The organism is Pseudomonas sp. Y3 TE3536 (assembly GCF_053629175.1).
On record NZ_JBRJHU010000001.1, the window covers coordinates 2107505 to 2133542 of the forward strand.

A 26038-nucleotide genomic window follows, 5' to 3' on the forward strand; every position below is an offset into this window, starting at 1 on the left:
CAGAAGGGGGGAGGATAAGCTGGGGTTTTGTGGTGGGGCAACTGGCCCAATCGCCGGCAAGCCGGCTCCCACCGGGGCTGCACTGCCCCTGAGATAAGCGGTGTACTGGTGGGAGCCGGCTTGCCGGCGATTGGCCCTATAATTCGACCTCGACCCTCATTGTGTACCCGCCATGTCCTGCAACCGCCACAAGATCCACTTCCTGCGCGAGCTCATCCCCTCATTCGAGTGCGAGCCCGGTTGCCACGATTGCTGCGGCCCGGTCACCACGTCCACCGAAGAAATGGCCCGCCTGCCGCGCAAGACCGAGGCGGAGCAGGCCGCTGCGCTGGAGCACCTGGACTGCGTGCACCTGGGCCCCAAGGGTTGCACGGTGTATGAAGAGCGGCCGATGATCTGCCGCCTGTTCGGCACCACCCCGCGCATGGCCTGCCCACGCGGTCGCGGCCCGGAACAGATGATCGAGCCCGAGGCCGAGCAGCTCGTTCACCAATTCATCGCCACCACCCGCCAAGTGCTGGTCTAGCCTCAGTCCGGAATCGGCAGGCAGAGGCTCTCTTTCACTTCCTCCATCACGATGTAGCTCTTCGACTCGCGCACGTGCGGCAGCTTCAGCAGGATGTCGCCCAGCAGCTTGCGGTACGAGGCCATTTCCGAGATGCGCGCTTTCACCAGGTAGTCGAAGTCGCCTGAGACCAGGTGGCACTCCAGCACATGGGGCAGTTTGAGCACGGCGCGGCGAAACTCCTCGAAGGTGTCGCCAGACTTGTAGTCCAGGCTGATTTCGACGAACACCAGCAAGCTGCCCTTCAGGTGCTGCGGGTTGAGCCGGGCGTTGTAGCCCATGATGATGCCCTCGCGCTCCAGGCGGCGGACGCGCTCGGTGCACGGGGTGGTGGAAAGCCCAACTTTCTCGCCCAGTTCGGTGAAGGAAATACGGCCGTCATTCTGCAGGATCCGCAGTATGTTGCGGTCGATCTTGTCCAGTTCACGCTTGCTCTGGTGCTGGGTTCTCATAGGGGATGCCCCTCCGTGAAAGGCAATATTGCCGAGAATTCTCGCCAAATATAGGCTTTTATATAGTGAATTGCACTGGTCTGTAATTTTTATACTGCGCGCATCCATGCCATTTCAACAAAAGACTGCGGTGCGCCGCGTGCGAGGGATCAACAATGCGAGTTCTGGTACTTGGTAGCGGTGTCATCGGAACCGCCAGTGCCTATTATCTGGCCCGGCAAGGTTTTGAAGTGACGGTGGTCGACCGCCAGCCAGCGGCGGCCATGGAAACCAGCTTCGCCAACGCAGGCCAGATCTCGCCCGGCTATGCCTCACCCTGGGCTGCCCCGGGTGTGCCGCTCAAAGCCATCAAGTGGCTGCTCGAACGCCATGCACCACTGGCCATCAAGCTCACCGGCGACGTTGACCAGTACCTGTGGATGGCACAGATGCTGCGCAACTGCACCGCCAGCCGCTATGCGGTGAACAAGGAGCGCATGGTGCGCCTGTCCGAGTACAGCCGCGACTGCCTCGACGAGCTGCGCGCCGAAACCGGCATCGCCTACGAAAGCCGCACCTTGGGCACTACCCAGTTGTTCCGCACCCAGGCTCAGGTCGATGCCGCAGCCAAGGACATCGCCGTGCTCGAACAGTCCGGCGTGCCGTATGAACTGCTCGACCGCGATGGCATTGCCCGCGTCGAACCGGCCCTGGCCGGGGTTAAAGACATCCTCGCCGGTGCACTGCGCCTGCCCAACGACCAGACCGGCGATTGCCAGCTGTTCACCACCAAGCTCGCCGACATGGCGCAGAAGCTGGGTGTGGAGTTCCGCTTCGGCCAGGACATTCAGCGCCTGGACTTTGCCGGTGACCGCATCAACGGTGTATGGATCGACGGCAAGCTGGAAACCGCCGACCGCTACGTGTTGGCCCTGGGCAGCTACTCGCCGCAGATGCTCAAGCCACTGGGCATCAAGGCGCCGGTCTACCCGCTCAAGGGTTACTCGCTGACCGTGCCGATCACCAACGCCGAGATGGCGCCGACGTCGACCATTCTCGACGAGACCTACAAGGTTGCCATCACCCGTTTCGACAACCGCATCCGCGTTGGCGGCATGGCTGAGATCGCCGGTTTTGACCTGTCGCTCAACCCGCGTCGGCGCGAAACGCTGGAGATGATCGTCAACGACCTTTATCCTCGCGGCGGTGACCTGAGCCAAGCCAGTTTCTGGACTGGCCTGCGCCCGGCCACCCCGGACGGTACGCCGATCGTGGGTGCCACAGCGTTCCGTAACCTGTTCCTCAACACAGGCCACGGCACCTTGGGCTGGACCATGGCGTGCGGCTCCGGTCGCCTGCTGGCGGACCTGATTGCACGTAAAAAGCCGCAGATCAGTGCCGAAGGGCTGGATATTTCTCGGTATGGCAACAGCCGGGAAGTGGCCAAGCACGGGCAGACCGCGCCCGTTCACCAGTGATGTGAGTGCCTGTTCCGGCCTCTTCGCGGCTAAAGCCGCTCCCACAGGGATCGCATGAACGTGCAGTTTGTGCGGTCCCTGTGGGAGCGGGTTTACCCGCGAAGAATCGAACACTGTTTTTAAACTGAACCACCATAAGGCATGCCGCCATGCGTCCCGCCCGCGCCCTGATCGACCTCCAGGCCCTGCGCCACAACTACCGCCTCGCCCGTGAACTGACCGGCGCCAAAGCCCTTGCCGTGATCAAGGCCGATGCCTACGGCCATGGCGCGGTGCGTTGCGCCCTGGCGCTGGAAGCCGAAGCCGACGGCTTTGCCGTGGCCTGCATCGAAGAAGCCCTGGAGCTGCGCGCCGCGGGCATCAAAGCCCCCGTTTTGCTGCTCGAAGGTTTTTTCGAGGCCAGCGAGCTGGCGTTGATCGCCGAGCACGACCTGTGGTGCGTGGTGCATTCGCTGTGGCAACTCGAAGCGATCGAAAAGACCCAGGTGCACAAGCCACTGACGATCTGGCTGAAGCTCGACAGCGGCATGCACCGCGTCGGCCTGCACCCCAAGGATTACCACGAGGCGTATCAGCGCCTGCTGGCCAGCGGCAAGGTGGCGCGCATCGTACTGATGAGCCATTTCGCCCGTGCCGACGAACTGGACGCCGACGCCACCGCCGAGCAGATCGCGGTGTTCGAGGCTGCGCGTCAGGGCCTGGCCGCCGAGTGCAGCCTGCGCAACTCGCCCGGCGTGTTGGCGTGGCCACAGGCTGGCGGCGACTGGGTACGCCCAGGCCTCATGCTGTATGGCGCCACCCCCTTCGAAGTCGCCCAGGCCGAGGCGCAACGCCTGCAACCGGTGATGACCTTGCAATCGCGCGTCATCAGCGTGCGCGAACTGCCCGCCGGTGAGCCGGTTGGCTACGGCGCCAAGTTCACCAGCCCGCGGCCGACCCGTGTCGGCGTGGTTGCCATGGGCTACGCCGATGGCTACCCGCGCCAAGCCCCCAATGGCACCCCGGTGATGGTCGCCGGCAAGCGCGCCCAGCTGATCGGCCGGGTCTCGATGGACATGCTCTGCATCGACCTGACCGATGTGCCAGAAGCTAACGTCGGCAGCCCGGTAGAGCTGTGGGGCAAGCAGGTGCTGGCCAGCGAAGTGGCTGCGCAGGCCGGCACCATCCCCTACCAGATCTTCTGCAACCTGAAGCGGGTGCCGAAAGACTACTGCGGTGAGTAAGTGCGACGAATGAGACGCTGAAGCGGACAGCTTGAGGGGTGGTGTGTTGTAAATACTGAACGGCATTGCCATGATATCGTTCACATCCACCCCTATTTCTACCCGTTTCAGGAGGCTCCAGCTTTGGACGTCGGCGAACGACTGCAAGCCATCCGCAAGCTCAAGGGCCTGTCACAACGTGAACTCGCCAAGCGCGCGGGCGTAACCAACAGCACCATCTCGATGATCGAGAAAAACAGCGTCAGCCCTTCGATCAGTTCGCTGCGCAAGGTGTTGAGCGGCATTCCGATGTCGATGGTCGAATTCTTTTCGGTCGAACTGGCTGTCGAGAGCCCGACGCAGATCGTCTACAAGGCCGATGAGCTGATCGATATCTCGGACGGCGCGGTGACCATGAAACTGGTGGGCAAGTCGCACCCCAACCGGGCCATCGCATTTCTCACCGAGGTCTACCCACCGGGTGCCGACACCGGCGCCGAAATGCTCACCCACGACGGCGAAGAGACCGGCATCCTGCTCGAAGGCCGGCTTGAACTGGTGGTCGGCAACGAAGTGTTCATCCTCGAAGAAGGCGACAGCTATTACTTCGAAAGCACCCGCCCGCACCGCTTTCGCAACCCCTTCGCCGAGCCGGCCCGGCTGATCAGCGCGGCGACGCCTTCAAACTTTTGATCCAGCGCAGTGCATTGATTCGGCAATACCCCTTTCCTGTGTAGGGTCGTTTCACGGTCTCTGGGTTCCCGCTATACTTTTCAACGCTCGCCGACCCGTGGCCGCGAGCGTGATTAGCCACCATGAGGGTGTACGCGTGAACCAAATCAAGAAGATGCTGGCCGTACCAGCAGCCGTATTCGCCCTCTGGGCAATGAGCGCAACCGCTGCGACCAACGACGACATCGCCAAGCGCCTAGAGCCGGTTGGCCAGGTGTGCGTCCAAGGCCAGGAGTGCAAGGGCATGGAAGTGGCCGCGGCGGCAGGCGGCGGCGGTGCCAAGACGCCAGACGACATCATCGCCAAGCATTGCAATGCCTGCCATGGCACCGGCTTGCTCGGCGCGCCGAAAATCGGCGATACCGCGGCGTGGAAAGAACGCGCCGACCACCAGGGCGGCCTGGATGGCATCCTGGCCAAGGCCATTACCGGCATCAACGCCATGCCGCCTAAAGGCACGTGCGCGGATTGCTCGGATGATGACCTGAAAGGGGCGATCAAGAAGATGTCGGGGTTGTGAGTAACAGCTGAATTGCACGAGGCCCGCCGTTGATGGCGGGCTTTGTTTTTGTGCTGCCTGTGCCGGCCCTTTCGCGGGTAAACCCGCTCCCACACGGACCTGTAGGAGCGGGTTTACCCGCGAAAGGGCCCGCACAGGCAACAAACAAGGCATGTCCATGTCCAACCCCTGAACCCATGGAAGACTCAGGAGGCCAAGATGCACCTCTGCGCCATCGATCAGGCTGTCGAGCAGGTCTTGTCACGCCTGCCGGCCCATATCCACATGGGCCTGCCACTGGGCCTTGGCAAACCCAACGCCTTCGTCAACGCCCTGTACGCCCGAGTGCGCGAACTGCCTGAGCGCCAGCTGACGATCTACACCGCTCTGTCCCTTGGCAGACCACCCTTGGGTGATGGCCTGCAGCGGCGTTTTCTCGAGCCCTTCGTCGAGCGTGTCTTTGCCGACTACGAAGAGCTCACTTACCTCGCCGACCTGCGCAACGACTGCCTGCCACCGAACATCCGCGTCGAGCAGTTCTTCATGCAGCCCGGCAGCCTGCTGCACAGCGAGACTGCCCAGCAGGACTACATCAGCAGCAACTACAGCCACGCCGCTCGCGACATCAATGCCAAGGGCCTGAACCTGATTGCCCAGCTGGTGGCTGCCACGCCAGAAAAGCCCGTGCACCTGAGCCTGGCCTGCAACCCCGACATCACCCTCGACCTGCTGCCGATGATCGCCAAGCGCCGCGCGGCCGGCGAGACCATTCTCATGCTCGGGCAAGTTCATGCCGAGCTTCCCTACATGCCGGGTGATGCGGAGCTGAGCATCGACGCCTTCGACCTGCTGATTGACGAGGTGGAGCAACGTCGGCTGTTCTCTACGCCAAACATGCCGGTCAACACCCAGGACCACTGCATTGGCCTGCACGCCAGCACCCTGGTGCGCGATGGCGGCACCTTGCAGATCGGCATTGGCGCCATGGGCGATGCCGTAGCCGCCGCGTTGCTGGCCAGGCAGGGCGACAACGCCGGCTACCGGGCCTTGATGGATGAACTGGATGTCGGCCCGTGGCAGGCCCTGATCGAGCGCGAAGGGGGGCTGGATGCCTTCGCCCAAGGCCTCTACGGTTGCAGCGAGATGTTCGTCAACGGCCTGCTGGCGCTGGCCGAGGCAGGCGTGGTGCGGCGCCCGGCGGACGAGCAGGGCGTGCTGGTGCATGGCGGGTTTTTCCTTGGCCCGCGGGCGTTCTACCAACGCTTGCGCGAAATGCCGCTGGAGCAGCGCGCACGCTTTGCCATGACGCGGATCAGCTACATCAACGAGCTGTATGGCCAAGAGGAACTGAAACGCCGCCAACGTCGGGATGCCCGCTTCATCAACACCGTGTTCACCATGACCTTGCTCGGCGCGGGGGTTGCCGACCAGCTGGAGGATGGCCGTGTGCTCAGCGGCGTGGGCGGGCAGTACAACTTCGTCGCCCAAGGCCACGCGCTGGAGGGTGGGCGCTCGATTTTGCTGCTGCGCAGTTGGCGCGAGGCGGGCGGGCAGGTGACGTCCAACCTGCTCTGGCAGTACGGCCACTGCACCATTCCCCGGCATTTGCGTGACATCGTGGTAACCGAGTACGGCATCGCCGATTTGCGTGGGCAGACTGACAGTGAGGTGATTGCGCGGCTGCTGGCGGTCAGTGACTCACGCTTCCAGGGCGAGCTGATGGCGCAGGCCAAGAAGGCCGGCAAGCTGGCCAAGGATTTCGAGCTGGAAGCCCGCTTCACTGACAATACGCCGGAGCGGCTCGAGGCCATCCGGGCACGGCATGCAGGGTTGTTTCCGGAGTATCCGCTGGGGACAGATTTCACGGCTGAGGAGCGGGACTTGCTGCGGGCGCTGAACTGGTTGAAGAGCAAGTTCAGGCTGAGCGAAGCGCTGGAGCTGGGCAAGGCCGCGCTGGATGCGCCGGGGCCTGAGGGGTATGGGGGGCAGCTGGTGCGAATGGGGTTGGATGATCCCCAGGGGCTAAAGGACGAGATTTATCAGCGGTTGTTGCTGGCGGGGTTGGCGGCTACCGGGTGATAGCGGGGGCTGCTGCGCAGCCCTTTCGCGGCGCAAGGCCGCTCCCACAGGGTGCTGCATTAACCCATGTGGGAGCGGCCTTGCGCCGCGAAGGGCCGCAAAGCGGCCCCAATAGCCATCACTCGATGAAGCTGACCACACCGCCTTCCAGCGACTTCACCCGGGCCAGCGATTCAACGCGGTAGCCCTGGCTGTCCAGCTCGGCACGGCCGCCCTGGAACGACTTCTCGATGACGATACCCAGGCCGGCCACGGTGGCGCCGGCCTGCTTGATGATCGAGATCAGTGCCTGCGACGCCTTGCCGTTGGCCAGGAAGTCGTCGATCACCAGCACGCGGTCGCTGCTGTTGAGGTGGCGCGGCGAGATGGCCACGGTGTTCTCGGTCTGCTTGGTGAAGGAGTACACCGAGGCAGTCAGCAGGTTCTCGGTCAGGGTCAGCGACTGGTGCTTGCGCGCAAAGATCACCGGCACGCCCAGCTTCAGGCCAGTCATCACCGCCGGGGCGATGCCCGAGGCTTCGATGGTGACGATCTTGGTCACGCCGGCGTCGGCGAACAGGCGGGCGAACTCGTCACCGATCAACTGCATCAGCGCAGGGTCGATCTGGTGGTTGAGAAACGCGTCGACTTTAAGAACCTGATCGGAAAGCACGATGCCTTCTTCGCGAATCTTCTGATGCAGTGCTTCCACTGTGGTTTTCCTCGATGTAGCAAAGGTGGCCGCAACAGCGGCAACGGTTAAAGAGTAAGGGTTGATCAGCGTTTGAGCATTGCCCGAATATCGGCCAGTGCGTTGTTGCCACGCGCGGCTTTCACTTCGACGGGCGCATCGTCCAGGCCTTCCCAGGCCAAATCGTCCGGCGGCAGTTCGTCGAGGAACCGGCTCGGGGTGCAGTCGATGATCTCGCCGTACTGCTTGCGCTTGGCCGCAAAGGTGAAGGCCAGGGTCTGGCGCGCGCGGGTAATGCCCACGTAGGCCAGGCGGCGTTCTTCTTCGATGGTGTCGGCTTCGATGCTGGAGCGGTGCGGAAGGATCTCTTCTTCCATGCCCATGATGAATACGTAAGGGAATTCCAGGCCCTTAGAGGCATGCAGGGTCATCATCTGCACACCTTCGGCGTTTTCTTCCTCTTCCTGCTGGCGCTCGAGCATGTCGCGCAGCACCAGCTTGCCGATGGCGTCCTCGATGGTCATGTCACCCTCTTCGTCCTTCTCAAGGGTGTTTTTCAGCGCTTCGACCAGGAACCAGACGTTGCTGATGCGGAACTCCGCCGCTTTGTCGCTGGCGGTTTGCTGGCGGATCCAGTTCTCGTAGTCGATGTCGCGGATCATCTCGTGCAGCGCGGCGATCGGGTCATCCAGCGCCACCTTGTGGCGTACCCCGTCCAGCCAGTGCTTGAAGCGCTGCAGACGCTCGGTGTAACGGGCGTCCAGGTGCTCGCCCAGGCCCAGCTCTTCGCTGGCGGCGTACATCGAGATACCGCGTTCGGTCGAGTAGTTGCCGAGCTTTTCCAGGGTCGTGGAGCCGATTTCCCGGCGCGGCACGTTGATCACGCGCAGGTAGGCGTTGTCGTCGTCCGGGTTCACCAGCAGGCGCAGGTAGGCCATGAGGTCCTTGACCTCCTGGCGGCCGAAGAAGCTGTTGCCACCCGAAAGGCGGTACGGCACCTGGTGGTGCTGCAGCTTCAGTTCGATCAGCTTGGCCTGGTAGTTGCCGCGGTAAAGGATGGCGAAGTCGCTGTACGGGCGGTTGGTGCGCAGGTGCAGGGTGAGGATTTCCATGGCCACGCGTTCGGCCTCGGCTTCCTCGTTCTTGCAGCGGATCACGCGGATCTCGTCGCCCACGCCCATCTCGCTCCACAGCTGCTTCTCGAACGCGTGTGGGTTGTTGGCGATCAGCACGTTGGCGCAGCGCAGGATGCGGCTGGTGGAGCGGTAGTTCTGTTCGAGCATGACGATCTTCAGGGAGGGGTAGTCCTCCTTGAGCAGCATCAGGTTCTCGGGCCGCGCGCCACGCCAGGCGTAGATCGACTGGTCATCGTCGCCGACCACGGTGAACTGGTTGCGCATGCCGATCAGCATTTTCACCAGCAGGTACTGGCTGGCGTTGGTGTCCTGGTATTCGTCCACCAGCAGGTAGCGCACGCGGTTCTGCCAGCGCTCCAGCACTTCGGGGTGTTCCTGGAACAGCTTGACCGGCTGCAGGATCAGGTCGTCGAAGTCCACCGCGTTGAACGCCTTGAGCGTGCGCTGGTAGTGGGTGTAGACGATGGCGGCGGTCTGCTCGCGCGGGTTGCGGGCCTTTTCCAGGGCCTCGGGCGGGAGGATCAGGTCGTTCTTCCAGGCACCGATCATGTTCTTGATCTCGTCGATGCCGTCGTCGCCGGAATACTCTTTCTGCATGATGTCCGAGAGCAACGCCTTGATGTCGGACTCGTCGAAGATCGAAAAGCCTGGCTTATAGCCCAGCTTGTCGTGCTCCTTGCGGATGATGTTCAAACCCAGGTTGTGGAAGGTGCACACCGTCAGGCCGCGGCCTTCCCCCGGGCGCAGCAAGGTGGCGACCCGCTCCTTCATCTCGCGCGCGGCCTTGTTGGTGAAGGTCATCGCCACGATGTACTGGGCACGGATGCCGCAGTTCTGGATGAGGTGGGCAATCTTGCGCGTGATGACGCTGGTCTTGCCGGAACCTGCACCGGCGAGCACCAAAAGAGGGCCGCCGACGTAGTCTCGGGCTTCCTGTTGCCGGGGATTGAGTCGGGACATGCTAGAAACCGGGGGTCGCCAGAAAATAGCCGCGCATTCTAACAGGCATGGGCCGGTAATGGCGCGACCGTCTGACGTCTGAGTCAGACTTTTATCAGCGCATAAGTATTAGTCAGGCTCATGCTATTCACCGAAAAAATCGTATTTGCCGGTTGGCCTGGTTTCGCGCACGATGCACGACGAAATGTGTCGTCGCCTACATATATAAAAGCGTAAATCATTTTCATTCATGCAGTGGCATACTTGGCCTCTGCCGTTGCACCCGCACATGCCCTAAGGAGCCCGCTTGTCCACGCCTGTCGAACCGTTGCGTTTGCTGCTGTTGGCTGATGAGCCGGAATGGGCCGTGCTGTTGCGCGAGTGCGTGCAAGCACTGAGCGGCAGCGCGGTGTTGTTGACCGCACCTGACTGGGAGTCGGTCGACAGCCTGTTCAGCCACGACCGCCAAGCCGTGATCCTGGCCACCCCGGCCTTGCAGCCAGCCCCCGGCCGCTGCGAGCTGCCCACGGTCGTGCTGCTCGATCACGAGCCTGAAGTGGCGCCCACCGGGGTCAGCGACTGGCTGGTGCGTGACCACCTCAATGCCGATGCCTTGCGCCGCTCGTTGCGCCACGTTCGCGAGCGCGGCGTGCTGGTTGCCACTTTGCAACGCCTGGCCGAGCAGGACCCGCTGACCGGTATTGCCAACCGCCAGGGTTTCCAGGCCTTGCTGACCACGCGCCTGGCAGAGGGGGATGGCCGTGGCCTGGCCCTCGGCCACCTCGACCTGGACAACTTCCGCCACGTCAACGACGCGCTTGGCCATCAAAGCGGCGATCGGCTGATCCTGCAGGTGGTGGCACGGCTCAAGCTGCAACTGGAGGCCGGCGACCAGCTGGCCCGGCTGGGCAGTGACGAATTCGCCCTGCTGATCGATACCCGCCGCGACCCGAACCGCGCCGAGTGGATGGCCGAACGCATCATCGAAGCCTTGGCCGAGCCCTACTGGATCGACGGCGAAAGCCTGCTGCTCGGCTGCAGCCTGGGCCTGGCTCACGCCCGGGCGCAGGGCGGCGCCGACCCGCTGATGTGGCATGCGCACATCGCCATGCGCCAGGCCAAGGGTAGCCAGGGCTGTACTTTTCATGTCTTCAACGAACGCATCAACCGCAACGCCCGCAGCCTCGCCGACCTGGAAAGCGAGCTGCGCCGGGCCCTGCGCCGTGACGAGCTGGAGCTGCATTACCAGCCACGGCTGAACCTGGCCGATGGGCGCATCGTTGGTCTTGAGGCGCTGGTGCGCTGGCGCCATGCAGAGCGCGGCTTGTTGCCGCCCAGCGAGTTCGTGCCGCTGGCCGAGCAGAGCGGGCTGATCGTGCCGCTTGGCTACTGGGTGATATCGCGCGCGCTGCGTGACATGCAGGCGCTGTGCGAGCATGGCCTGCCGCCGCTGCACATGGCGGTGAACCTGAGCTTCAGGCAGTTTCAGGACAGCCAGCTGCTGACCACCCTGAGCCGGTTGATCATCGAGCACGGTGTCGATGCCCGCTGGCTGGAGTTCGAGCTGACCGAGACGGCGGTCATGCGCCGCAACGAACGCGTGCGCCAGACCATGGATGCTCTTGGGCGCTTGGGCGTGCGTTTTTCCCTGGACGACTTCGGCACCGGCTTCTCATCGTTCGTGCACTTGAACAGCCTGCCGATCGCCTTGCTCAAGGTTGACCGCAGCTTTGTCGCCGAGATGGAAATGCGCGAGGAGAACCGCAAGCTGGTGCACGCCATGATCAACCTGGCGCATAACCTCAACCTCGAAGTGGTTGCCGAGGGTGTGGAAAGCGAAGCGCAGATGGCGTTGTTGCGTGAGTTCGGCTGTGACCAGGTGCAGGGGTTTTTGGTCAGCAAGCCGCTGCCGGTGGCGGAGTTGATGGCGTTTCTGCAGGACTGTGGAACGCCGCATCTGGTTAGCCTGTAATGCGGCTAGGGCTGCAAAGCAGCCCCGGCAATCACACAGGCAGTGCAGACCTGTCAGGCAAACCCGCCTTTCTCAACAGCCGTTTCATCCGCCATTCAAAGCCAAGGGTCAGCGCCACTGCCGCACAGGCCAGCCCCAACGCCAGCCCCCACCAGATCCCGACCGCGCCGCCTCCCAGGTTGAAGGCGAACAGCCAAGCGCTGGGAGCACCCACCAGCCAATAGCAGCACAGGCCGATCAGGAAGGTGGTCTTGGCATCCTTCAGCCCACGGATCGAGCCCATGGCGATGGTCTGCATGCCGTCGAACAGCTCGAACCAGGCCGCGACCATCACCAGCTGCACGGCCAGTTGGTAGATGGCCGCGAACGCGGGGTCGTTGCGGTCGATGAACAACCCCACCAGGACATCCGGCAGCAGCCAGAACAGCGCGGCGAAGGCGAACATGATCATCCCGCCAAAACCGATCCCCACCCGGCCTGCGCTGCGGGCCGCGAGCAGGTTGCCGCCGCCGTAGTACAAGCCCACGCGCATGGTCACGGCATAAGACAGCCCGGTGGGCACCATGAACGCCGTGGAAACGATCTGCAGCGCGATCTGATGCGCCGCCAGCTCCGTGCTGCCGAGCACGCCCATGCACAGCGCGGCAAAGGCGAACAGGCCGACCTCCACCATGTACGTGCCGCCAATCGGCAGGCCCAGCCGCCACAGCTCGCGCAGGGCTGGCAGGGAAGGGCGTGACAGGCCCTGGCGCAGCGGGTAGGCGGCATAGGCCGAATGCCAGCGGATGTACAGGGCCAAGGCAATCGCCATGCCCAGCGACACCACGGCAGTGACCAGGCCGATGCCCATCAGGCCCAGCTTGGGCAGGCCGAACATGCCTTCGATCAGCGCAACGTTGAGCAGGTAGTTGAGCACCGTGCCTATCACGCTGATGACCATCACCGGCGTCGAGCGGCCAAGCGCGCTGGTGAAGCCGCGCAGGGCCATGAAGGTCAGGTAGCTGGGCAGGGCCAGCGGCAGCAGGGTGAGGAATTCGGCGGCCGAGGCGACGTTCTCCGGCTGTTGGCCAAACATCAGCAACACCGGCTCCAGGTTCCACAGCGCCAGCGCCGCGACCAGCGCCAGGCCCCAGGCCAGCCACAGGCCGCTTTGTGCCAGGCGTGTGACGCCCTCGATGTCGTTGGCACCCTTGCGGATGGCCACCAGCGTGCCGACCGCGGCGATCACGCCCAGGCAAAAAATCGACACGAACGAGTAGCTCGCAGCGCCCAAGCCGCCGCCCGCCAAGGCTTGCGGGCTGATGCGAGCCATCATCAGGGTGTCGGTCAGCACCATCAGCATGTGCGCCAACTGCGAGGCGATCAGCGGCCCAGCCAGGCGCAGCAAAGCCTTGAGTTCGGTGGTAGGCGCTACATGCATGCGTGTGGTCCTTTTCCTGATACCGTGAGCGAAGGGCGATTCTGAGGCTTTGGTCAGCTTTGCACAAAAGGATAAAAACGATCATTGGCATGAGTTTGACTCATGTGTTTATGCTGTCAGCGATCCGTTCCCCAGCCCGCATGGCAGGTGCCTAATGTCTCGTCAGCTCCCACCGTTGTATGCCTTGCGCGCATTCGAAGCCGCTGCGCGACTGAGCTCCTTCACCCGTGCCGGCGAAGAACTTTCGATTACCCAGAGTGCGGTCAGCCGCCATATCCGCACCCTTGAACAACACTTCGCTTGCCGCCTGTTCGTGCGCAGCGGCCGCAGCTTGCAATTGACCGAAGCGGCCAGGGTGTTGCTGCCCGGCGTGCGCGAAGGCTTCGCCGCGCTGGAGCGGGCTTGCGACACCTTGCGCGGCGAAGATGACATCTTGCGCATGAAAGCGCCCTCCACCCTGACCATGCGCTGGTTGTTGGCCCGCCTAAGCCGTTTTCGTCACCTGCAGCCCGGTAACGAAGTGCAACTGACCAGCGCCTGGATGGACGTCGACCATGTCGATTTCAACCAGGAGCCTTTCGATTGCGCGGTGTTGCTCAGCGATGGCGTGTTCCCGGCGCATTGGGAAGTGCGCCGGTTGTTTCCCGAACTGCTGATCCCGGTGGGTGCGCCGGACCTGCTCGATGATGGGCCGTGGGACGAGCGTCGGCTGGCCTGCATCGAACTGCTGCACCCGACCGTGGACAAGCGTGACTGGCGCGAATGGTTGGAGCGCATGGGGCTTAGCGACAAGGTGTCGCTCAAGGGCGGCCAGGTGTTCGATACCCTGGAGTTGGGCATGATCGCAGCGGCGCGTGGCTATGGCATATCGATGGGGGATTTGCTGATGGTGGCCGAGGATGTGGCGCAGGGGCGTTTGAGCTTGCCCTGGCCAACGGCGGTGCCCAGCGGCATGGATTACTACCTGGTGTGGCCGCGCACCCGGCCGGGTGGCGAGCGGTTGCGGCGCTTGAGCGAATTCTTGCACGCGGAGGTGGCGGCGATGGACCTGCCAGATGTGCAGGTCCTGCCGACGCTTGGGCCGCAGCGCGACCCAATGCGGCCCTAAGGCTTACATCGACCCCAGGTTCAGCGCCTGTGCACACGCCTGCAACGAGCGTCGCTCGCTCTGCGCATACAACGCCAGCTCATCCTGCACCTTCAGCCCCAATGCAGCTTCGAACGCCTCACGGTTAGCGTTGCTGCCGTATTCTGCCTGCGCATCATCGCCCAGGTTGGACTGGAAGATCCCCGCTGCACTCACCGGCAGGAAGTCTTCGTACACCAGCGCCTCGAAGTGCACATGCCCCGCATCGATCAGCCCTTGCAGGGTGGTCGGGCGGTCGCTGTAATCGCGAGCGGCCAGGCCTTTTTCGGTGGCGAAGTAACGGAAGTAGGCCAGGCCCTGTTCACGCATCTGCGCCAGGTCGTCGGGGAACTCGGCGAAGGTCTGGCTCAACAGCGTCCTGTAACGCTCGGCATTGGCTTCGGCTGGCACACCGCCCAAGGCGGCGCGGGTAGCATCAAGCAGTTTGTCGTACAGCTGGCGACCCTTCGGCGTCAGTGCTGCACCGCGTTGTTCGATTTCGCCGAAACGCGCGGTGTGGCTGCCCTCGCTGCCTTGCTGGCCGCTGAAGGCGACTTTTTCCTGCAGCGCCTTGAAGCTGGTCTGGCGCAGCAGGATTGGGTGGCGGCGGGTGGGCGGGCCTTCGACCACGGCCTTTGGCGGAATGCCCTTGGCCGGCATGCCGACCTGGATCGCGTCGATGTCCAGGGTGCGCGGGGTCAGGTGGTTGATGTGCGGGCCCTTGAAGGCCACCACATCGGCAATCAGACGGTGCTGGTCGTGCAGTTGCTGGTACTGCTCGGCGGTTACCGTGGCGTCATGGTGCCAGCGGAAGGTGTGCAGCGCTTCCTGCACGAACGCCTCGGCGTCGGCTGCGCTGAGGCCGCCGTCACGCTCGCACTGGGCAATCAGCTCGAGTACGCGCGGGGTGAAAATCTTGCGTTTGGCCAGGATGCCCTGTGCCAGTTCGCGCAGTTGCGGGTTGTCGATCAATTCCAGGCGCAGCAGCGAGGTGAACACCCGGAACGGGCTGACATGCAGGGACTGCTCGTGCACGGCGCGGAAGGCGGTGGAGTGCACGGGTACGCCTGCAGAGCTGAGGTCGTAGTAGCCGACGGGCTCCATGCCCATCACCGCGAACAGTTTGGCGATGGTCGCCAGTTCTTCGGCGGTGCCGACGCGGATGGCGCCGTGGCGTTCCTGGTCCAGGCGCTCGATTTCGCCGGTCCAGCGCAGCGCTTCGGCCACCGTTGGTTGCTGGGTCATCACCTGCTGGTTGATTTCGCTCACCAGCTCCAGCAGCGTGCCATACAGCGGCACTTCCTGTTTGTACATGAGCGACATGGCGGCAGAGAACTGCGCGCGGATGCTGTCTGGGCTGACGAAATCGTGGGCGGGCATCGCTAGCTTCCTGGTTGGGTTCGGACGCTTACATGAAAGCTGGGAATGCACATGGCTCACAAGCGAAAAAAAGTGCGAGTGTCATTCCTTTTTTGATCGACCTTAGGGCCCCTTCGCGGGTGAACCCGCTCCCACAGGGGTGGTGCAATGTTTGAACGCTGTGCAGTACCTGTAGGAGCGGGTTTACCCGCGAAGAGGCCCTAGAGCCTACAACTGCTCGCGAATCCACTCCACCAACGCCCGCACCTTCGGCACCTCGGCCGCATGCTCGGCATACGCCAGGTAATGCGCCCCGGTACTCTTCATCGCATGATTCCAGGCAATGACCAGGCTGCCTTCATTCAGCTCCTTGGCCACCAGGTACCGCGGCACCAGCGCCACCCCACAGCCCGCCTGCGCCGCGCTCAAGGCCATATAGAACGTATCGAACCGCGGCCCATGGTAGGCACTCACACTCTGCAGCCCCAGCTCCAGAAACCACTCATGCCACGCCTCTGGCCGCGACGTACTCTGCAGCAGCACCAGCTCGGCCAACTCACCGGCATCGGCCAGCGCCCGCCCGGCCAACAGCTCCGGCGCGCACACTGGCACCACCTCTTCGCGGAACAGCTCCACGCAGGTCGCCCCCGGCCAGGTGCCTTGCCCATAGAAGAACACCACATCCGCCGAGCCTTGCAGCAAAGCGAATGGCTCCATCTCGTTACGGATGTCCAGGTGGATATTGGTGTGGCGCTTGCCAAAGCCTTTGAGGTGGGGGATCAGCCAGCGCACGCCAAAACTCGGTTGAGTGGCTACCTTCAATATCTCGGTCTGCTCGCCATAGGTCAGTACGTAGCGGCTGGACATGTCCACCTGGGTGAGGATCTTGTTGACCTCGGCCAGGTACAGGCTGCCCGCTGGCGTCAGTTGCAGGCGGCGGCGAATGCGCAGGAACAGGTGGTGGCGCAGCATGTCTTCGAGTTGCGCCACTTGCTTGCTGACCGCGCTCTGGGTCAGGTGCAGCTCTTCGGCGGCACGGGTGAAACTTAAATGACGGGCTGCAGCTTCAAAGCACTGCAGGGCGGTCATGGAGGGCACCAGGCGTTTGGACATAGCGGTCTCTGCGGCTCAAATCATTACCTGACGGAATGATATGCGGAATAAAGGTCGTTTGTTGCACTGGTGTGATCGGATTAATACTGATCCACATCATTTTTCCACCCCATCACCGATGTAGGAGATGCACAAATGGTTGCTGGATTGCTCGAGCGCCTTGGCGTTGCCGCCGAGGCTTACACCCAGGGCGACTACCCTGTTCACACGCCGATCGACGGCAGCCAGATCGCCTCGGTGAAACTGCTCGGCAAGGCCGAGACCATCGCCCGCATCGATCAGGCCCAAAGCGCCTTCGACGCCTGGCGCACCGTGCCGGCCCCACGCCGTGGCGAGCTGGTCCGCCTGTTCGGTGAAGTGCTGCGTGAACACAAGGCTGACCTCGGCGAACTGGTATCGATCGAAGCCGGCAAGATCACCCAGGAAGGCCTGGGAGAAGTCCAGGAAATGATCGACATCTGCGACTTCGCCGTCGGCCTGTCGCGTCAGCTGTACGGCCTGACCATCGCCTCCGAGCGCCCTGGCCACCACATGCGTGAAACTTGGCACCCGCTGGGCGTGGTTGGCGTGATCAGCGCCTTCAACTTCCCGGTTGCCGTCTGGGCCTGGAACACCGCGCTGGCCCTGGTGGCCGGTAACTCGGTGGTGTGGAAACCGTCGGAAAAGACCCCACTGACCGCCCTGGCCTGCCAGGCGCTGTTTGAAAAAGCCCTGAAAGCCTTTGGCGATGCACCGGCTGGCCTGGCGCAACTGGTCATCGGTGGCCGTGAAGCGGGCGAAGCGATGGTCGATGACCCACGTGTGCCGCTGGTCAGCGCCACGGGCAGCACCCGCATGGGCCGTGAAGTCGGCCCACGTGTTGCCGCTCGCTTCGGCCGCAGCATCCTCGAACTGGGCGGCAACAACGCCATGATCCTGGCCCCGAGTGCGGACCTGGACCTGGCTGTGCGCGGCATCCTGTTCTCCGCCGTGGGTACTGCGGGCCAGCGCTGCACCACCCTGCGCCGCCTGATCGTGCACCGCTCGATCAAGGACGAAGTGGTTGCCCGCGTCAAAGCCGCCTACGGCAAAGTACGTATCGGTGACCCACGCAAAGACAACCTGGTGGGCCCGCTGATCGACAAACTGTCGTTCGACGCCATGCAGGGCGCGCTGGCCAAGGCCCGCGACGAAGGTGGCCAGGTGTTTGGCGGCGAGCGTCAGCTGGCTGACCAGTACCCGAACGCCTACTACGTGTCCCCAGCCATCGCCGAGATGCCGGCCCAGAGCGACGTGGTTCGCCACGAGACCTTCGCGCCGATCCTCTACGTGCTGGCCTACGATGATTTCGAAGAGGCCCTGCGCCTGAATAACGAAGTGCCACAAGGCCTGTCCTCGTGCATCTTCACCACCGACATCCGTGAAGCCGAGCGCTTCCAGAGTGCCTCGGGCAGCGACTGCGGCATCGCCAACGTCAACATCGGCACCAGCGGCGCCGAGATCGGCGGTGCGTTTGGTGGCGAGAAAGAAACCGGCGGTGGTCGTGAATCCGGTTCGGATGCCTGGAAAGGCTACATGCGTCGTCAGACCAACACCGTCAACTACTCGCGCGAGCTGCCGCTGGCGCAGGGTATCGTGTTCGACTGATGCTGCAGGGCCGGGGGCTTAGCCCCCGGTTCGCGGGGCAAGCCCGCTCCCACAGGATCCCCGCTGCCTTTCAGGCCTGTGTGGTCCCTGTGGGAGCGGGCTTGTCCCGCGAATGGGCCGCAAAGCGGCCCCAACAAATCAGATGCACCCGCAATAAGAACAACACTGCTGGAGCCGGCCATGTCCGAACTGCGTCAACAATGCTTGTGGGAATTCGTCAGCAAACCGACCGTCGCCGCCCAGGCCTTGGCCGGTGAGCACAAGGCCGATGTCTGTGTCATCGGTGGCGGCATCACCGGCCTGTCCGCAGCGATCCACCTGCTCGAACAGGGCAAGTCGGTGATCTTGCTGGAAGCCTGGAAGATCGGCCACGGTGGCTCCGGACGTAACGTCGGCCTGGTCAATGCCGGCACCTGGATCCGTCCCGACGACGTCGAGGCGACCCTCGGCCAGAAGCAGGGCAGCCGCTTGAACAAGGTGCTTGGCGAAGCACCGGGCGAGGTATTCGCCATGATCGAGCGCCTGGGCATCGACTGCCAAGCCCATCACAAAGGCACGCTGCACATGGCGCACAACGCCACCGGCATCGCCGACCTCGAAGCCCGCCATGAACAATGGAGCCGCCGCGGCGCTGACGTCGAGCTGCTGACCGGCGCCCAGTGCCAGGAATACTGCGGTACCGACAAGATTTCCGCCGCGCTGCTCGACCGCCGCGCCGGCACCATCAACCCCATGGGTTACACCCAAGGCCTGGCCGCTGCGGTTTCGCGCCTGGGTGGCAAGGTGTTCCAGCAGTCCTCGGTCGAGGGCCTGGAGCGCGAAGGCGATGGCTGGCGCGTGAAAACGGCACATGGCTCGGTGCGCGCCGACAAGGTGGTGATTTCCACCGGTGCCTACACCGAAGGCGACTGGAGCAACCTGCAGAAGCAGTTCTTCCGCGGTTACTACTACCAGGTCGCGTCCAAGCCGCTGCACGGCGCTGCCGCTGACAAGGTACTGCCGCATGGCCAGGGCTCCTGGGACACCCGCACCGTACTCAGCAGCATCCGCCGCGACGACCAGGGCCGCCTGCTGCTTGGCAGCCTGGGCCGGGTCGACAACAAGCCGGCCTGGTTCGTGCGCAGCTGGGCTGACCGTATCCAGAGCCATTACTACCCTGAGCTGGGCAAGGTCGAGTGGGAGATGCACTGGACCGGCTGCATCGACTTTACCCCCGACCACCTGATGCGCCTGTTCGAGCCGGCGCCGGGGCTGGTGGCGGTGACCGGTTACAACGGCCGCGGCAACACCACCGGGACCGTGATCGGGCGAGCGTTTGCCGAGTTCTTGCTCAAGGACGAAGCGGACAGCCTGCCGATTCCGTTCTCGCCGATGACCGGGGTGAGCGCGCCGTCGCTGCGCACGGCATTCTACGAGTCCGGGTTTTCGCTGTACCACGCGGGGCAGTGCTTGAGGGTGGTGTTGTAGCCACTGGCCTCTTCGCGGGGCAAGCCCGCTCCCACAAGTACACCGGTGAATTCAACCTTTGCGATGTATCTGTGGGAGCGGGCTTGCCCCGCGAAGAGGCCAGCACAGTGAAAAATATTACTTGTGCAACCAACTGAGAAAGCCACCTTTCTTGATCAGGGTCGGCTTCTGCAGCAACAACGACTCCCGGCTCTGCCGCCTGAACCGCTGCAACTTGCTCAACGCCGTCTGCACCTCGCCCCGCTGCACCAGGCAGCTCTTCACCTGTTCCTTGTCGATGCGGTAAAGCACGCAACTGGTCAGTGTGCGGAACTCGGCAAAGCCGTCGTCTTCGTCGATGATGCCCTCGATCCCCAGCACTTCCCCCGGCCCCATGCGCCCGGCCTCCAGCAGCTTGTCGCCATCGCGAATCGACGCTGAAACCACACCGCTGCCAATCACCAACAGGTGATCCGAGCGCTCGCCCACACCCAGGATCACTTGGTCCGCCAGGTATTCCACGGCCGTCATGCGCTGGCTCAGCGCATCGCGCTCTTCATCGCTCAGCGAGCGGAACACCCGCACTTCATCCAGCACCTCGCGTTGGCGGCTGCGCGGCGGCAGGGCCAGGTCGACGTTCCACATCACGCCACTGGCCTCCAGGTGCCGATGGGCCAGGTCGAACAGCTGATTGCGCGCGTCGGTCTTGCCGCCCATGTCGGCAATGAAGCCACTGGCTTCGTACTCCACCGACTCCAGGGTAGAAGCCTTCACCGTGACCTTGGGCTTGGGCGTGGCGAGTATCGCGCGCGTGCCCTGCAGGGCCTTTTCCAGCGCATCGAACACCCGCTTGGGGCGCACCTTTGCCGGCACCACCACACTGATCGACACCCCATGCACGTCAGGCGGGCGGCTGTGGTTGAGCAGTTTGGCTTTGGCCGCCACCGAATTGGGGATCACCGCCAGGCTGCCGGCACTGGTCAGCAGCCGCGTGGCACGCCAGTCGATGTCCAGCACCTTGCCTTCGGTGCCGTCGATGGAGATGGCATCGCCGATCTGATACGGCCGCGTCGTGTTCAGCACGATGCCGCTGAACACGTCGGCCAAGGTGCTTTGCAGCGCCAGGCCGATGACGATGGCCATCACCCCGGAGGTGGCCAGCAGCCCCTTCACCGGCAGTTGCATCACATAGCCCGCCGCAGCCACCACCGCCGCCAAAAAGATCAGCGCCCCCAGCACATCCTGCAGCAACCGCCCGCCATGGCTACCACGCGCCACCAGCAACAGCCCGAACACCACGGTCACCGTGCGCGCACCGAACAGCCACCAGCCGATCGTCAGCACTGTCGCCATCAGGTTGCGCGACACATCGTCAGGCCATGGCGGCGGCTGCAAAGGGCTCATGCCCGCGGCCAGCAGCACCCAGCTGAACAGCAGGAAAATCACCAGCCGCGAGCCGATACGCCAGGCCCGGCGCTGGAGGGGGATCAGTTGCCAGAGAATCAGGTCGAGCAGGATCAGTGAAGTGCCGAGCAACAACGGGGACGACTGGATGAAAGCCAGCATGGTGGTCTCAGGGGTGAGGGGAGGGCTTCGGCTAGTAATAGAGCAGGTTGATCGGGCAGGCAATGGGGCTAGCAAATCGATTGCCAATCTATCGTTCACAAAACAGAACGCTAAAGCCAAAAACCACTATCTACCGCTCCAAAGGTGATGGTTTTAATCTTCTCCCATCAACGCGAAACACCCAACTTACTGAACATCAAAACCCTTAGGAGCAACGACCATGGCCCAATTCAAATACAACCGCCTGAACAAAGACGACGCCGCTGTGCTGCTGGTCGACCACCAGGCTGGCCTGCTGTCCCTGGTCCGCGACATCGAGCCAGACGCATTCAAGAACAACGTGCTGGCCCTGGCCGACCTGGCCAAATTCTTCAACCTGCCAACCATCCTCACCACCAGCTTCGAGCAAGGCCCCAACGGCCCGCTGGTGCCTGAATTGAAAGCGCTGTTCCCAGACGCCCCTTACATTGCCCGCCCAGGCCAGATCAACGCCTGGGACAACGAAGACTTCGTCAAAGCGGTAAAGGCGACCGGCAAGAAGCAGCTGATCATCGCCGGTGTAGTGACCGAGGTCTGCGTCGCCTTCCCGGCCCTGGCAGCCTTGGAAGAAGAGTTCGAGGTGTTCGTGGTAACCGATGCGTCCGGCACCTTCAACGCGATGACCCGCGATGCCGCCCATGACCGCATGAGCCAGGCCGGTGCGCAGCTGATGACCTGGTTCGGCGTGGCCTGTGAGCTGCACCGCGACTGGCGCAATGACGTCGAAGGCCTGGCGGCGCTGTGCTCCAACCACATCCCGGACTACCGCAACCTGATGACCAGCTACAACGCCTTCAACGCCGGCAAGTAAGCCGCCGCGCACCGGGCACCGACCGTCGGTGCCCGGCAAGGGCAGCACACCCATTCAATCCTCCGCCCGTTCGCTGTTGCACAGTGAGTGCGGGCCAGCTCATCCCAAGGAATGTCGATGAACACCGCACTCCAAGACAACCGCAACGTGGTCACCCTGGTCATCCAGCACAAGGTTCGCGCCGAGGCGCTGGCCGGCTACGAGGACTGGCTCAAGCACACGGTCAATGCCGCGCGCCGCCAACCCGGCCACCTCGACGTCAACGTGATCCGCCCCGAAGACGGCGGCCGCCACTTCACCACCGTGGTGCGCTTCAGCGATGCCAGCCTGCTGCAGGCCTGGGTCAACTCCACCGAGCGCCAGACGCTGGTCAGCCAGGTGCTGCCGCTGCTGGAGGAGGGCGACAACACCCAGGTTCACGAAGACCCAGAGTTCTGGTTCACCCCACCGAGCACCACGGCGGCACAACCGCCGCGCTGGAAGCAGGCGTTGCTGACCTACCTGGTGATCTGCCCGATGACCATGGTCATTCCGCAACTGCTGGCGCCGTTGTTCGCGCGCTTTCCGCACTTGGGCGGCGCGATCACCGGCAACCTGATCGTCAACCTGTTTGTCATCCTGCCCGTGGTGTTCTACATCATGCCGTGGGTAACCCGCCGCTGCGCCAACTGGCTGCGTGGCTGATTCAGCCCCTTCCCCATAGACTTTCAAGGAGATACCGATATGAGCACACTCGTAACCCGCGATGGCACTTCGCTCTATTTCAAGGACTGGGGCAGCGGCAAGCCCGTGCTGTTCAGCCACGGTTGGCCGTTGGACGCCGACATGTGGGATTCGCAGATGGAATTCCTGGCCAGCCGTGGCTACCGCGCCATCGCCTTCGACCGCCGTGGTTTCGGCCGGTCGAGCCAGCCGTGGAATGGCTATGACTACGACACGTTTGCCGATGACATCGCCCAACTGATCGAACACCTCGACCTGCGTGAAGTGACCTTGGTGGGCTTCTCCATGGGCGGTGGCGATGTCAGCCGCTACATCGCGCGCCATGGTAACGAGCGGGTGGCCGGGCTTGTGCTGCTGGGGGCGGTGACGCCGGTGTTTGGCCAGCGGGATGACAACCCTGAGGGGGTCGAGGCTGCGGTGTTCGAGGGTATTCAGGCGGGCTTGCGTGCCGACCGGGCGCAGTTCATCGCCGATTTTGCCACGCCGTTTTATGGCTTGAACCAAGGGCAGCAGGTGTCCCAGGGGGTGCTGACGCAGACCCTGAACATCGCGCTGCTGGCCTCGATCAAGGGCACGCTGGATTGCGTCACCGCGTTCTCCAAGACCGACTTCCGCCCGGACATGGCCAAGATAGAGGTGCCGACCTTGGTGATTCACGGTGATGCGGACCAGATCGTGCCGTTCGAGACCACGGGCAAGAAAGCCGCCGAGTTGATTCGTGGGGCCGAGCTGAAGGTGTATGAAGGTGCGCCGCATGGGTTTGCCGTGACGCATGCGCAGCAGCTGAATGAAGACTTGTTGGCGTTCCTCCAGCGATGACGGTGTGAGGCATTCGCGGCGGTCCGGCGCCCCGGTAAACCCGCTCCCACAGGTTCAACACAGCTTTTGGGGCATGTGATGCCCCTGTGGGAGCGGGTTCACCGGGGCGCCGGACCGCCGCGAAGAGGCCGGCCCTGGCAGCACAAAATTTGAACAGGGCTAACCTTCTTCAACCCACCGCACATCCATGCAATCCCTGACCAGGCTTGAACCGGCATGCTCCGCAGTTGCGCTTGCCGCTGCCGCACCCAGACGGAGAAGACCATGTCCCAGGACCCTAACGACAAGAGCCGTCGCCAGTTCCTCGCCACCAGCACCGTGCTCGGTGCCGCCGGCGCGCTCTGGTCCGCATTGCCCTTCGCCGGCTCCGCCGGTTCCGCCCATGCATCCACTCAAGGAGGCTCCATGACCGCCGACCTCATTCTGTTCAATGGCAAACTGCACACTGTCGACCGTGAGAAGCCCACCGCCACCGCCGTCGCCATCAAGGACGGCCGCTTCATCGCCGTCGGCAGCGACGCCGAAGCCATGGCCCACAAAAGCGCCACCACGCAGATCATCGACCTCAAGCAGCGCACGGTCATCCCGGGCCTGAACGACTCCCACCTGCACCTGATCCGCGGTGGCCTGAACTACAACCTGGAGCTGCGCTGGGAAGGCGTGCCTTCGGTAGCCGATGCCCTGCGCATGCTCAAGGACCAGGCCGCCCGTACCCCGACCCCGCAGTGGGTGCGTGTGGTCGGTGGCTGGAACGAGTTCCAGTTCGCTGAAAAACGCATGCCGACCCTGGAAGAAATCAACCAGGCCGCGCCCGATACCCCAGTGTTCCTGCTGCACCTGTACGACCGCGCGCTGCTCAACCGCGCCGCGCTCAAAGCTGTGGGTTACACCAAGGACACGCCGAACCCGCCGGGTGGCGAGATCCAGCGCAACAAGTTCGGCGAGCCGACCGGCATGCTCATCGCTCGCCCTAACGCGATGATCCTCTACGCCACCCTGGCCAAAGGGCCGAAGCTGCCGCTGGAGTACCAGGTCAACTCGACCCGCCAGTTCATGCGTGAGCTCAACCGCCTGGGCCTGACCAGCGCCATCGACGCCGGGGGCGGCTACCAGAACTTCCCCGACGATTACTCGGTGATCCAGGAGCTGGCAGACAACAACCAGCTGACCGTGCGCATCGCCTACAACCTGTTCACCCAGAAGCCCAAGGAAGAACTCGACGACTTCAAGAAGTGGACCTCCAGCGTCAAGCTGCACAGCGGCACCGACTTCCTGCGCCATAACGGCGCGGGTGAGATGCTGGTGTTCTCCGCGGCCGACTTCGAGGACTTCCTCGAGCCGCGCCCGGACCTGCCGCAAACCATGGAAGAAGAGCTAGAACCGGTGGTACGCCACCTGGTCGAGCAGCGCTGGCCGTTCCGCCTGCACGCCACCTACAACGAATCCATCACGCGCATGCTGGATGTATTCGAGAAGGTCAACCGCGACATCCCGTTCAATGGCCTGCCGTGGTTCTTCGACCACGCCGAGACCATCACCCCGCAGAACATCGAGCGCGTGCGCGCCTTGGGCGGCGGTATCGCCATCCAGGACCGCATGGCCTTCCAGGGTGAGTACTTCGTCGACCGCTACGGCGCCAAGGCTGCCGAGCAGACCCCGCCGATCAAGCGCATGCTCGACATGGGCGTGCCGGTTGGGGCCGGTACCGACGCGACCCGCGTCTCCAGCTACAACCCGTGGACTTCGCTGTACTGGCTGGTCAGCGGCAAGACCGTCGGCGGCATGGAGCTGTACCCCGAGGGCCTGAGCCGTGACACCGCGCTGCAATTATTCACGCAGGGCAGCGCCTGGTTCTCCAGCGAGCAGGGCAAGAAGGGCCAGATCAAGGTTGGCCAGTTGGCGGACCTGGCGGCGTTGTCGCTGGACTTCTTCAGTGTCGAGGAAGAAGCGATCAAGGGCATCGAGTCGGTGCTGACCATCGTTGACGGCAAGGTCGTGTACGCTGCCGGCGAGTTCGACAGGCTCGGCCCACCGCAGGTACCGGTACTGCCGGAATGGTCGCCGGTGGCCAAGGTGCCAGGGCACTGGCGTGTGGGTACGCCATCGCTGGCAGCGGCGGTGCACCAGTGCAGCGGGCCGTGTGGGGTGCATGCTCACAGCCACGAGAAGGCGCGGCATTCCAGCGTGCCGGTGAACGACTTCCAAGGGTTCTGGGGGGCGTTGGGGTGTTCGTGCTTTGCGTTCTAAGCTGATGTGAAGAAGGGGCCCATCAGGGTAATGCCAGTCA

The 26038-nt window shown here is 63.4% G+C and carries 21 protein-coding genes; 14 read left to right on the top strand and 7 right to left on the bottom strand.

Features of this window, described 5'->3' with window-relative positions:
* The first annotated feature begins 172 nt into the window (after positions 1 to 172).
* Complete coding sequence (locus AB7M33_RS09560) at positions 173 to 526, top strand: YkgJ family cysteine cluster protein (protein ID WP_454242764.1); 354 nt, start codon at positions 173 to 175, stop codon at positions 524 to 526.
* Between the two features lie 2 nt (positions 527 to 528).
* Here AB7M33_RS09560 and dadR read toward each other — a convergent pair whose 3' ends face one another.
* Positions 529 to 1017, bottom strand: coding sequence for a transcriptional regulator DadR (dadR, locus tag AB7M33_RS09565; protein ID WP_003258963.1), 489 nt, complete (start codon positions 1015 to 1017; stop codon positions 529 to 531).
* 155 nt (positions 1018 to 1172) lie between these two features.
* On the opposite strand from dadR, the gene dadA reads away from it, so the two are divergent.
* From dadA to AB7M33_RS09590, 5 genes are all read left to right on the top strand, one after another.
* Positions 1173 to 2474 (top strand): D-amino acid dehydrogenase, encoded by a 1302-nt coding sequence (gene dadA, locus AB7M33_RS09570; protein ID WP_027592172.1) that lies wholly within the window; start codon positions 1173 to 1175, stop codon positions 2472 to 2474.
* A 149-nt stretch (positions 2475 to 2623) separates the two neighbouring features.
* The gene (gene alr, locus AB7M33_RS09575; RefSeq protein ID WP_454242765.1) at positions 2624 to 3697 is read left to right on the top strand and encodes an alanine racemase; all 1074 of its coding nucleotides are present in this window, start codon (positions 2624 to 2626) and stop codon (positions 3695 to 3697) included.
* A gap of 123 nt (positions 3698 to 3820) precedes the next feature.
* A complete protein-coding gene (locus AB7M33_RS09580) occupies positions 3821 to 4369 on the top strand; it encodes a cupin domain-containing protein (protein WP_099430791.1) in 549 nt (182 codons plus the stop codon).
* A gap of 154 nt (positions 4370 to 4523) precedes the next feature.
* Positions 4524 to 4928: a c-type cytochrome gene (locus AB7M33_RS09585; protein WP_033693936.1), complete on the top strand. Its 405-nt coding sequence runs from the start codon at positions 4524 to 4526 to the stop codon at positions 4926 to 4928.
* Positions 4929 to 5126: 198 nt separating this feature from the next.
* Positions 5127 to 6986 carry an acetyl-CoA hydrolase/transferase C-terminal domain-containing protein gene (locus AB7M33_RS09590; RefSeq protein WP_454242766.1) on the top strand — a complete coding sequence of 620 codons (1860 nt, stop codon included), beginning with the start codon at positions 5127 to 5129 and terminating at the stop codon, positions 6984 to 6986.
* A 118-nt stretch (positions 6987 to 7104) separates the two neighbouring features.
* Here the strand turns inward: AB7M33_RS09590 and AB7M33_RS09595 are convergent, their stop codons facing one another.
* Together AB7M33_RS09595 and rep are read right to left on the bottom strand one after the other, a co-directional pair.
* Positions 7105 to 7677 carry a xanthine phosphoribosyltransferase gene (locus AB7M33_RS09595; RefSeq protein ID WP_003253535.1) on the bottom strand — a complete coding sequence of 191 codons (573 nt, stop codon included), beginning with the start codon at positions 7675 to 7677 and terminating at the stop codon, positions 7105 to 7107.
* A 65-nt stretch (positions 7678 to 7742) separates the two neighbouring features.
* Entirely contained in the window at positions 7743 to 9752 is a 2010-nt protein-coding gene (gene rep, locus AB7M33_RS09600; RefSeq protein ID WP_099430788.1) for a DNA helicase Rep, read from the bottom strand.
* 286 nt (positions 9753 to 10038) lie between these two features.
* Here rep and AB7M33_RS09605 point away from each other — a divergent pair, with 286 nt between their 5' ends.
* The gene (locus AB7M33_RS09605) at positions 10039 to 11703 is read left to right on the top strand and encodes a putative bifunctional diguanylate cyclase/phosphodiesterase (protein ID WP_454242767.1); all 1665 of its coding nucleotides are present in this window, start codon (positions 10039 to 10041) and stop codon (positions 11701 to 11703) included.
* A gap of 31 nt (positions 11704 to 11734) precedes the next feature.
* Here AB7M33_RS09605 and AB7M33_RS09610 read toward each other — a convergent pair whose 3' ends face one another.
* The gene (locus AB7M33_RS09610) at positions 11735 to 13123 is read right to left on the bottom strand and encodes a NorM family multidrug efflux MATE transporter (RefSeq protein ID WP_454242768.1); all 1389 of its coding nucleotides are present in this window, start codon (positions 13121 to 13123) and stop codon (positions 11735 to 11737) included.
* Positions 13124 to 13277: 154 nt separating this feature from the next.
* Between AB7M33_RS09610 and AB7M33_RS09615 the strand changes: the two genes are divergently transcribed.
* The gene (locus tag AB7M33_RS09615) at positions 13278 to 14231 is read left to right on the top strand and encodes a LysR substrate-binding domain-containing protein (RefSeq protein ID WP_027592180.1); all 954 of its coding nucleotides are present in this window, start codon (positions 13278 to 13280) and stop codon (positions 14229 to 14231) included.
* 3 nt (positions 14232 to 14234) lie between these two features.
* Here the strand turns inward: AB7M33_RS09615 and hglS are convergent, their stop codons facing one another.
* Together hglS and AB7M33_RS09625 are read right to left on the bottom strand one after the other, a co-directional pair.
* The gene (hglS, locus tag AB7M33_RS09620; protein WP_454242769.1) at positions 14235 to 15629 is read right to left on the bottom strand and encodes a 2-oxoadipate dioxygenase/decarboxylase HglS; all 1395 of its coding nucleotides are present in this window, start codon (positions 15627 to 15629) and stop codon (positions 14235 to 14237) included.
* A gap of 207 nt (positions 15630 to 15836) precedes the next feature.
* Complete coding sequence (locus AB7M33_RS09625) at positions 15837 to 16721, bottom strand: LysR family transcriptional regulator (RefSeq protein WP_027592182.1); 885 nt, start codon at positions 16719 to 16721, stop codon at positions 15837 to 15839.
* A gap of 135 nt (positions 16722 to 16856) precedes the next feature.
* Between AB7M33_RS09625 and amaB the strand changes: the two genes are divergently transcribed.
* Positions 16857 to 18347, top strand: a complete 1491-nt coding sequence (gene amaB, locus AB7M33_RS09630; protein ID WP_012274799.1) for an L-piperidine-6-carboxylate dehydrogenase — start codon at positions 16857 to 16859, stop codon at positions 18345 to 18347.
* Positions 18348 to 18527: 180 nt separating this feature from the next.
* Positions 18528 to 19814 carry an L-pipecolate oxidase gene (gene amaA, locus AB7M33_RS09635; RefSeq protein ID WP_454242770.1) on the top strand — a complete coding sequence of 429 codons (1287 nt, stop codon included), beginning with the start codon at positions 18528 to 18530 and terminating at the stop codon, positions 19812 to 19814.
* Between the two features lie 117 nt (positions 19815 to 19931).
* On the opposite strand, the gene AB7M33_RS09640 is transcribed toward amaA, so the two are convergent.
* Positions 19932 to 21359: a mechanosensitive ion channel family protein gene (locus tag AB7M33_RS09640; RefSeq protein ID WP_099430783.1), complete on the bottom strand. Its 1428-nt coding sequence runs from the start codon at positions 21357 to 21359 to the stop codon at positions 19932 to 19934.
* A 220-nt stretch (positions 21360 to 21579) separates the two neighbouring features.
* Here AB7M33_RS09640 and ycaC point away from each other — a divergent pair, with 220 nt between their 5' ends.
* The 4 genes from ycaC (at position 21580) to AB7M33_RS09660 (ending at position 25998) form a co-directional block, all read left to right on the top strand.
* Complete coding sequence (gene ycaC, locus AB7M33_RS09645) at positions 21580 to 22209, top strand: isochorismate family cysteine hydrolase YcaC (RefSeq protein WP_027592185.1); 630 nt, start codon at positions 21580 to 21582, stop codon at positions 22207 to 22209.
* 117 nt (positions 22210 to 22326) lie between these two features.
* Positions 22327 to 22893, top strand: coding sequence for an antibiotic biosynthesis monooxygenase (locus AB7M33_RS09650; RefSeq protein WP_454242771.1), 567 nt, complete (start codon positions 22327 to 22329; stop codon positions 22891 to 22893).
* A gap of 39 nt (positions 22894 to 22932) precedes the next feature.
* The gene (locus tag AB7M33_RS09655) at positions 22933 to 23751 is read left to right on the top strand and encodes an alpha/beta fold hydrolase (RefSeq protein ID WP_085272179.1); all 819 of its coding nucleotides are present in this window, start codon (positions 22933 to 22935) and stop codon (positions 23749 to 23751) included.
* Between the two features lie 405 nt (positions 23752 to 24156).
* Entirely contained in the window at positions 24157 to 25998 is a 1842-nt protein-coding gene (locus AB7M33_RS09660; protein ID WP_027592188.1) for an amidohydrolase, read from the top strand.
* Positions 25999 to 26038: the final 40 nt, after the last annotated feature.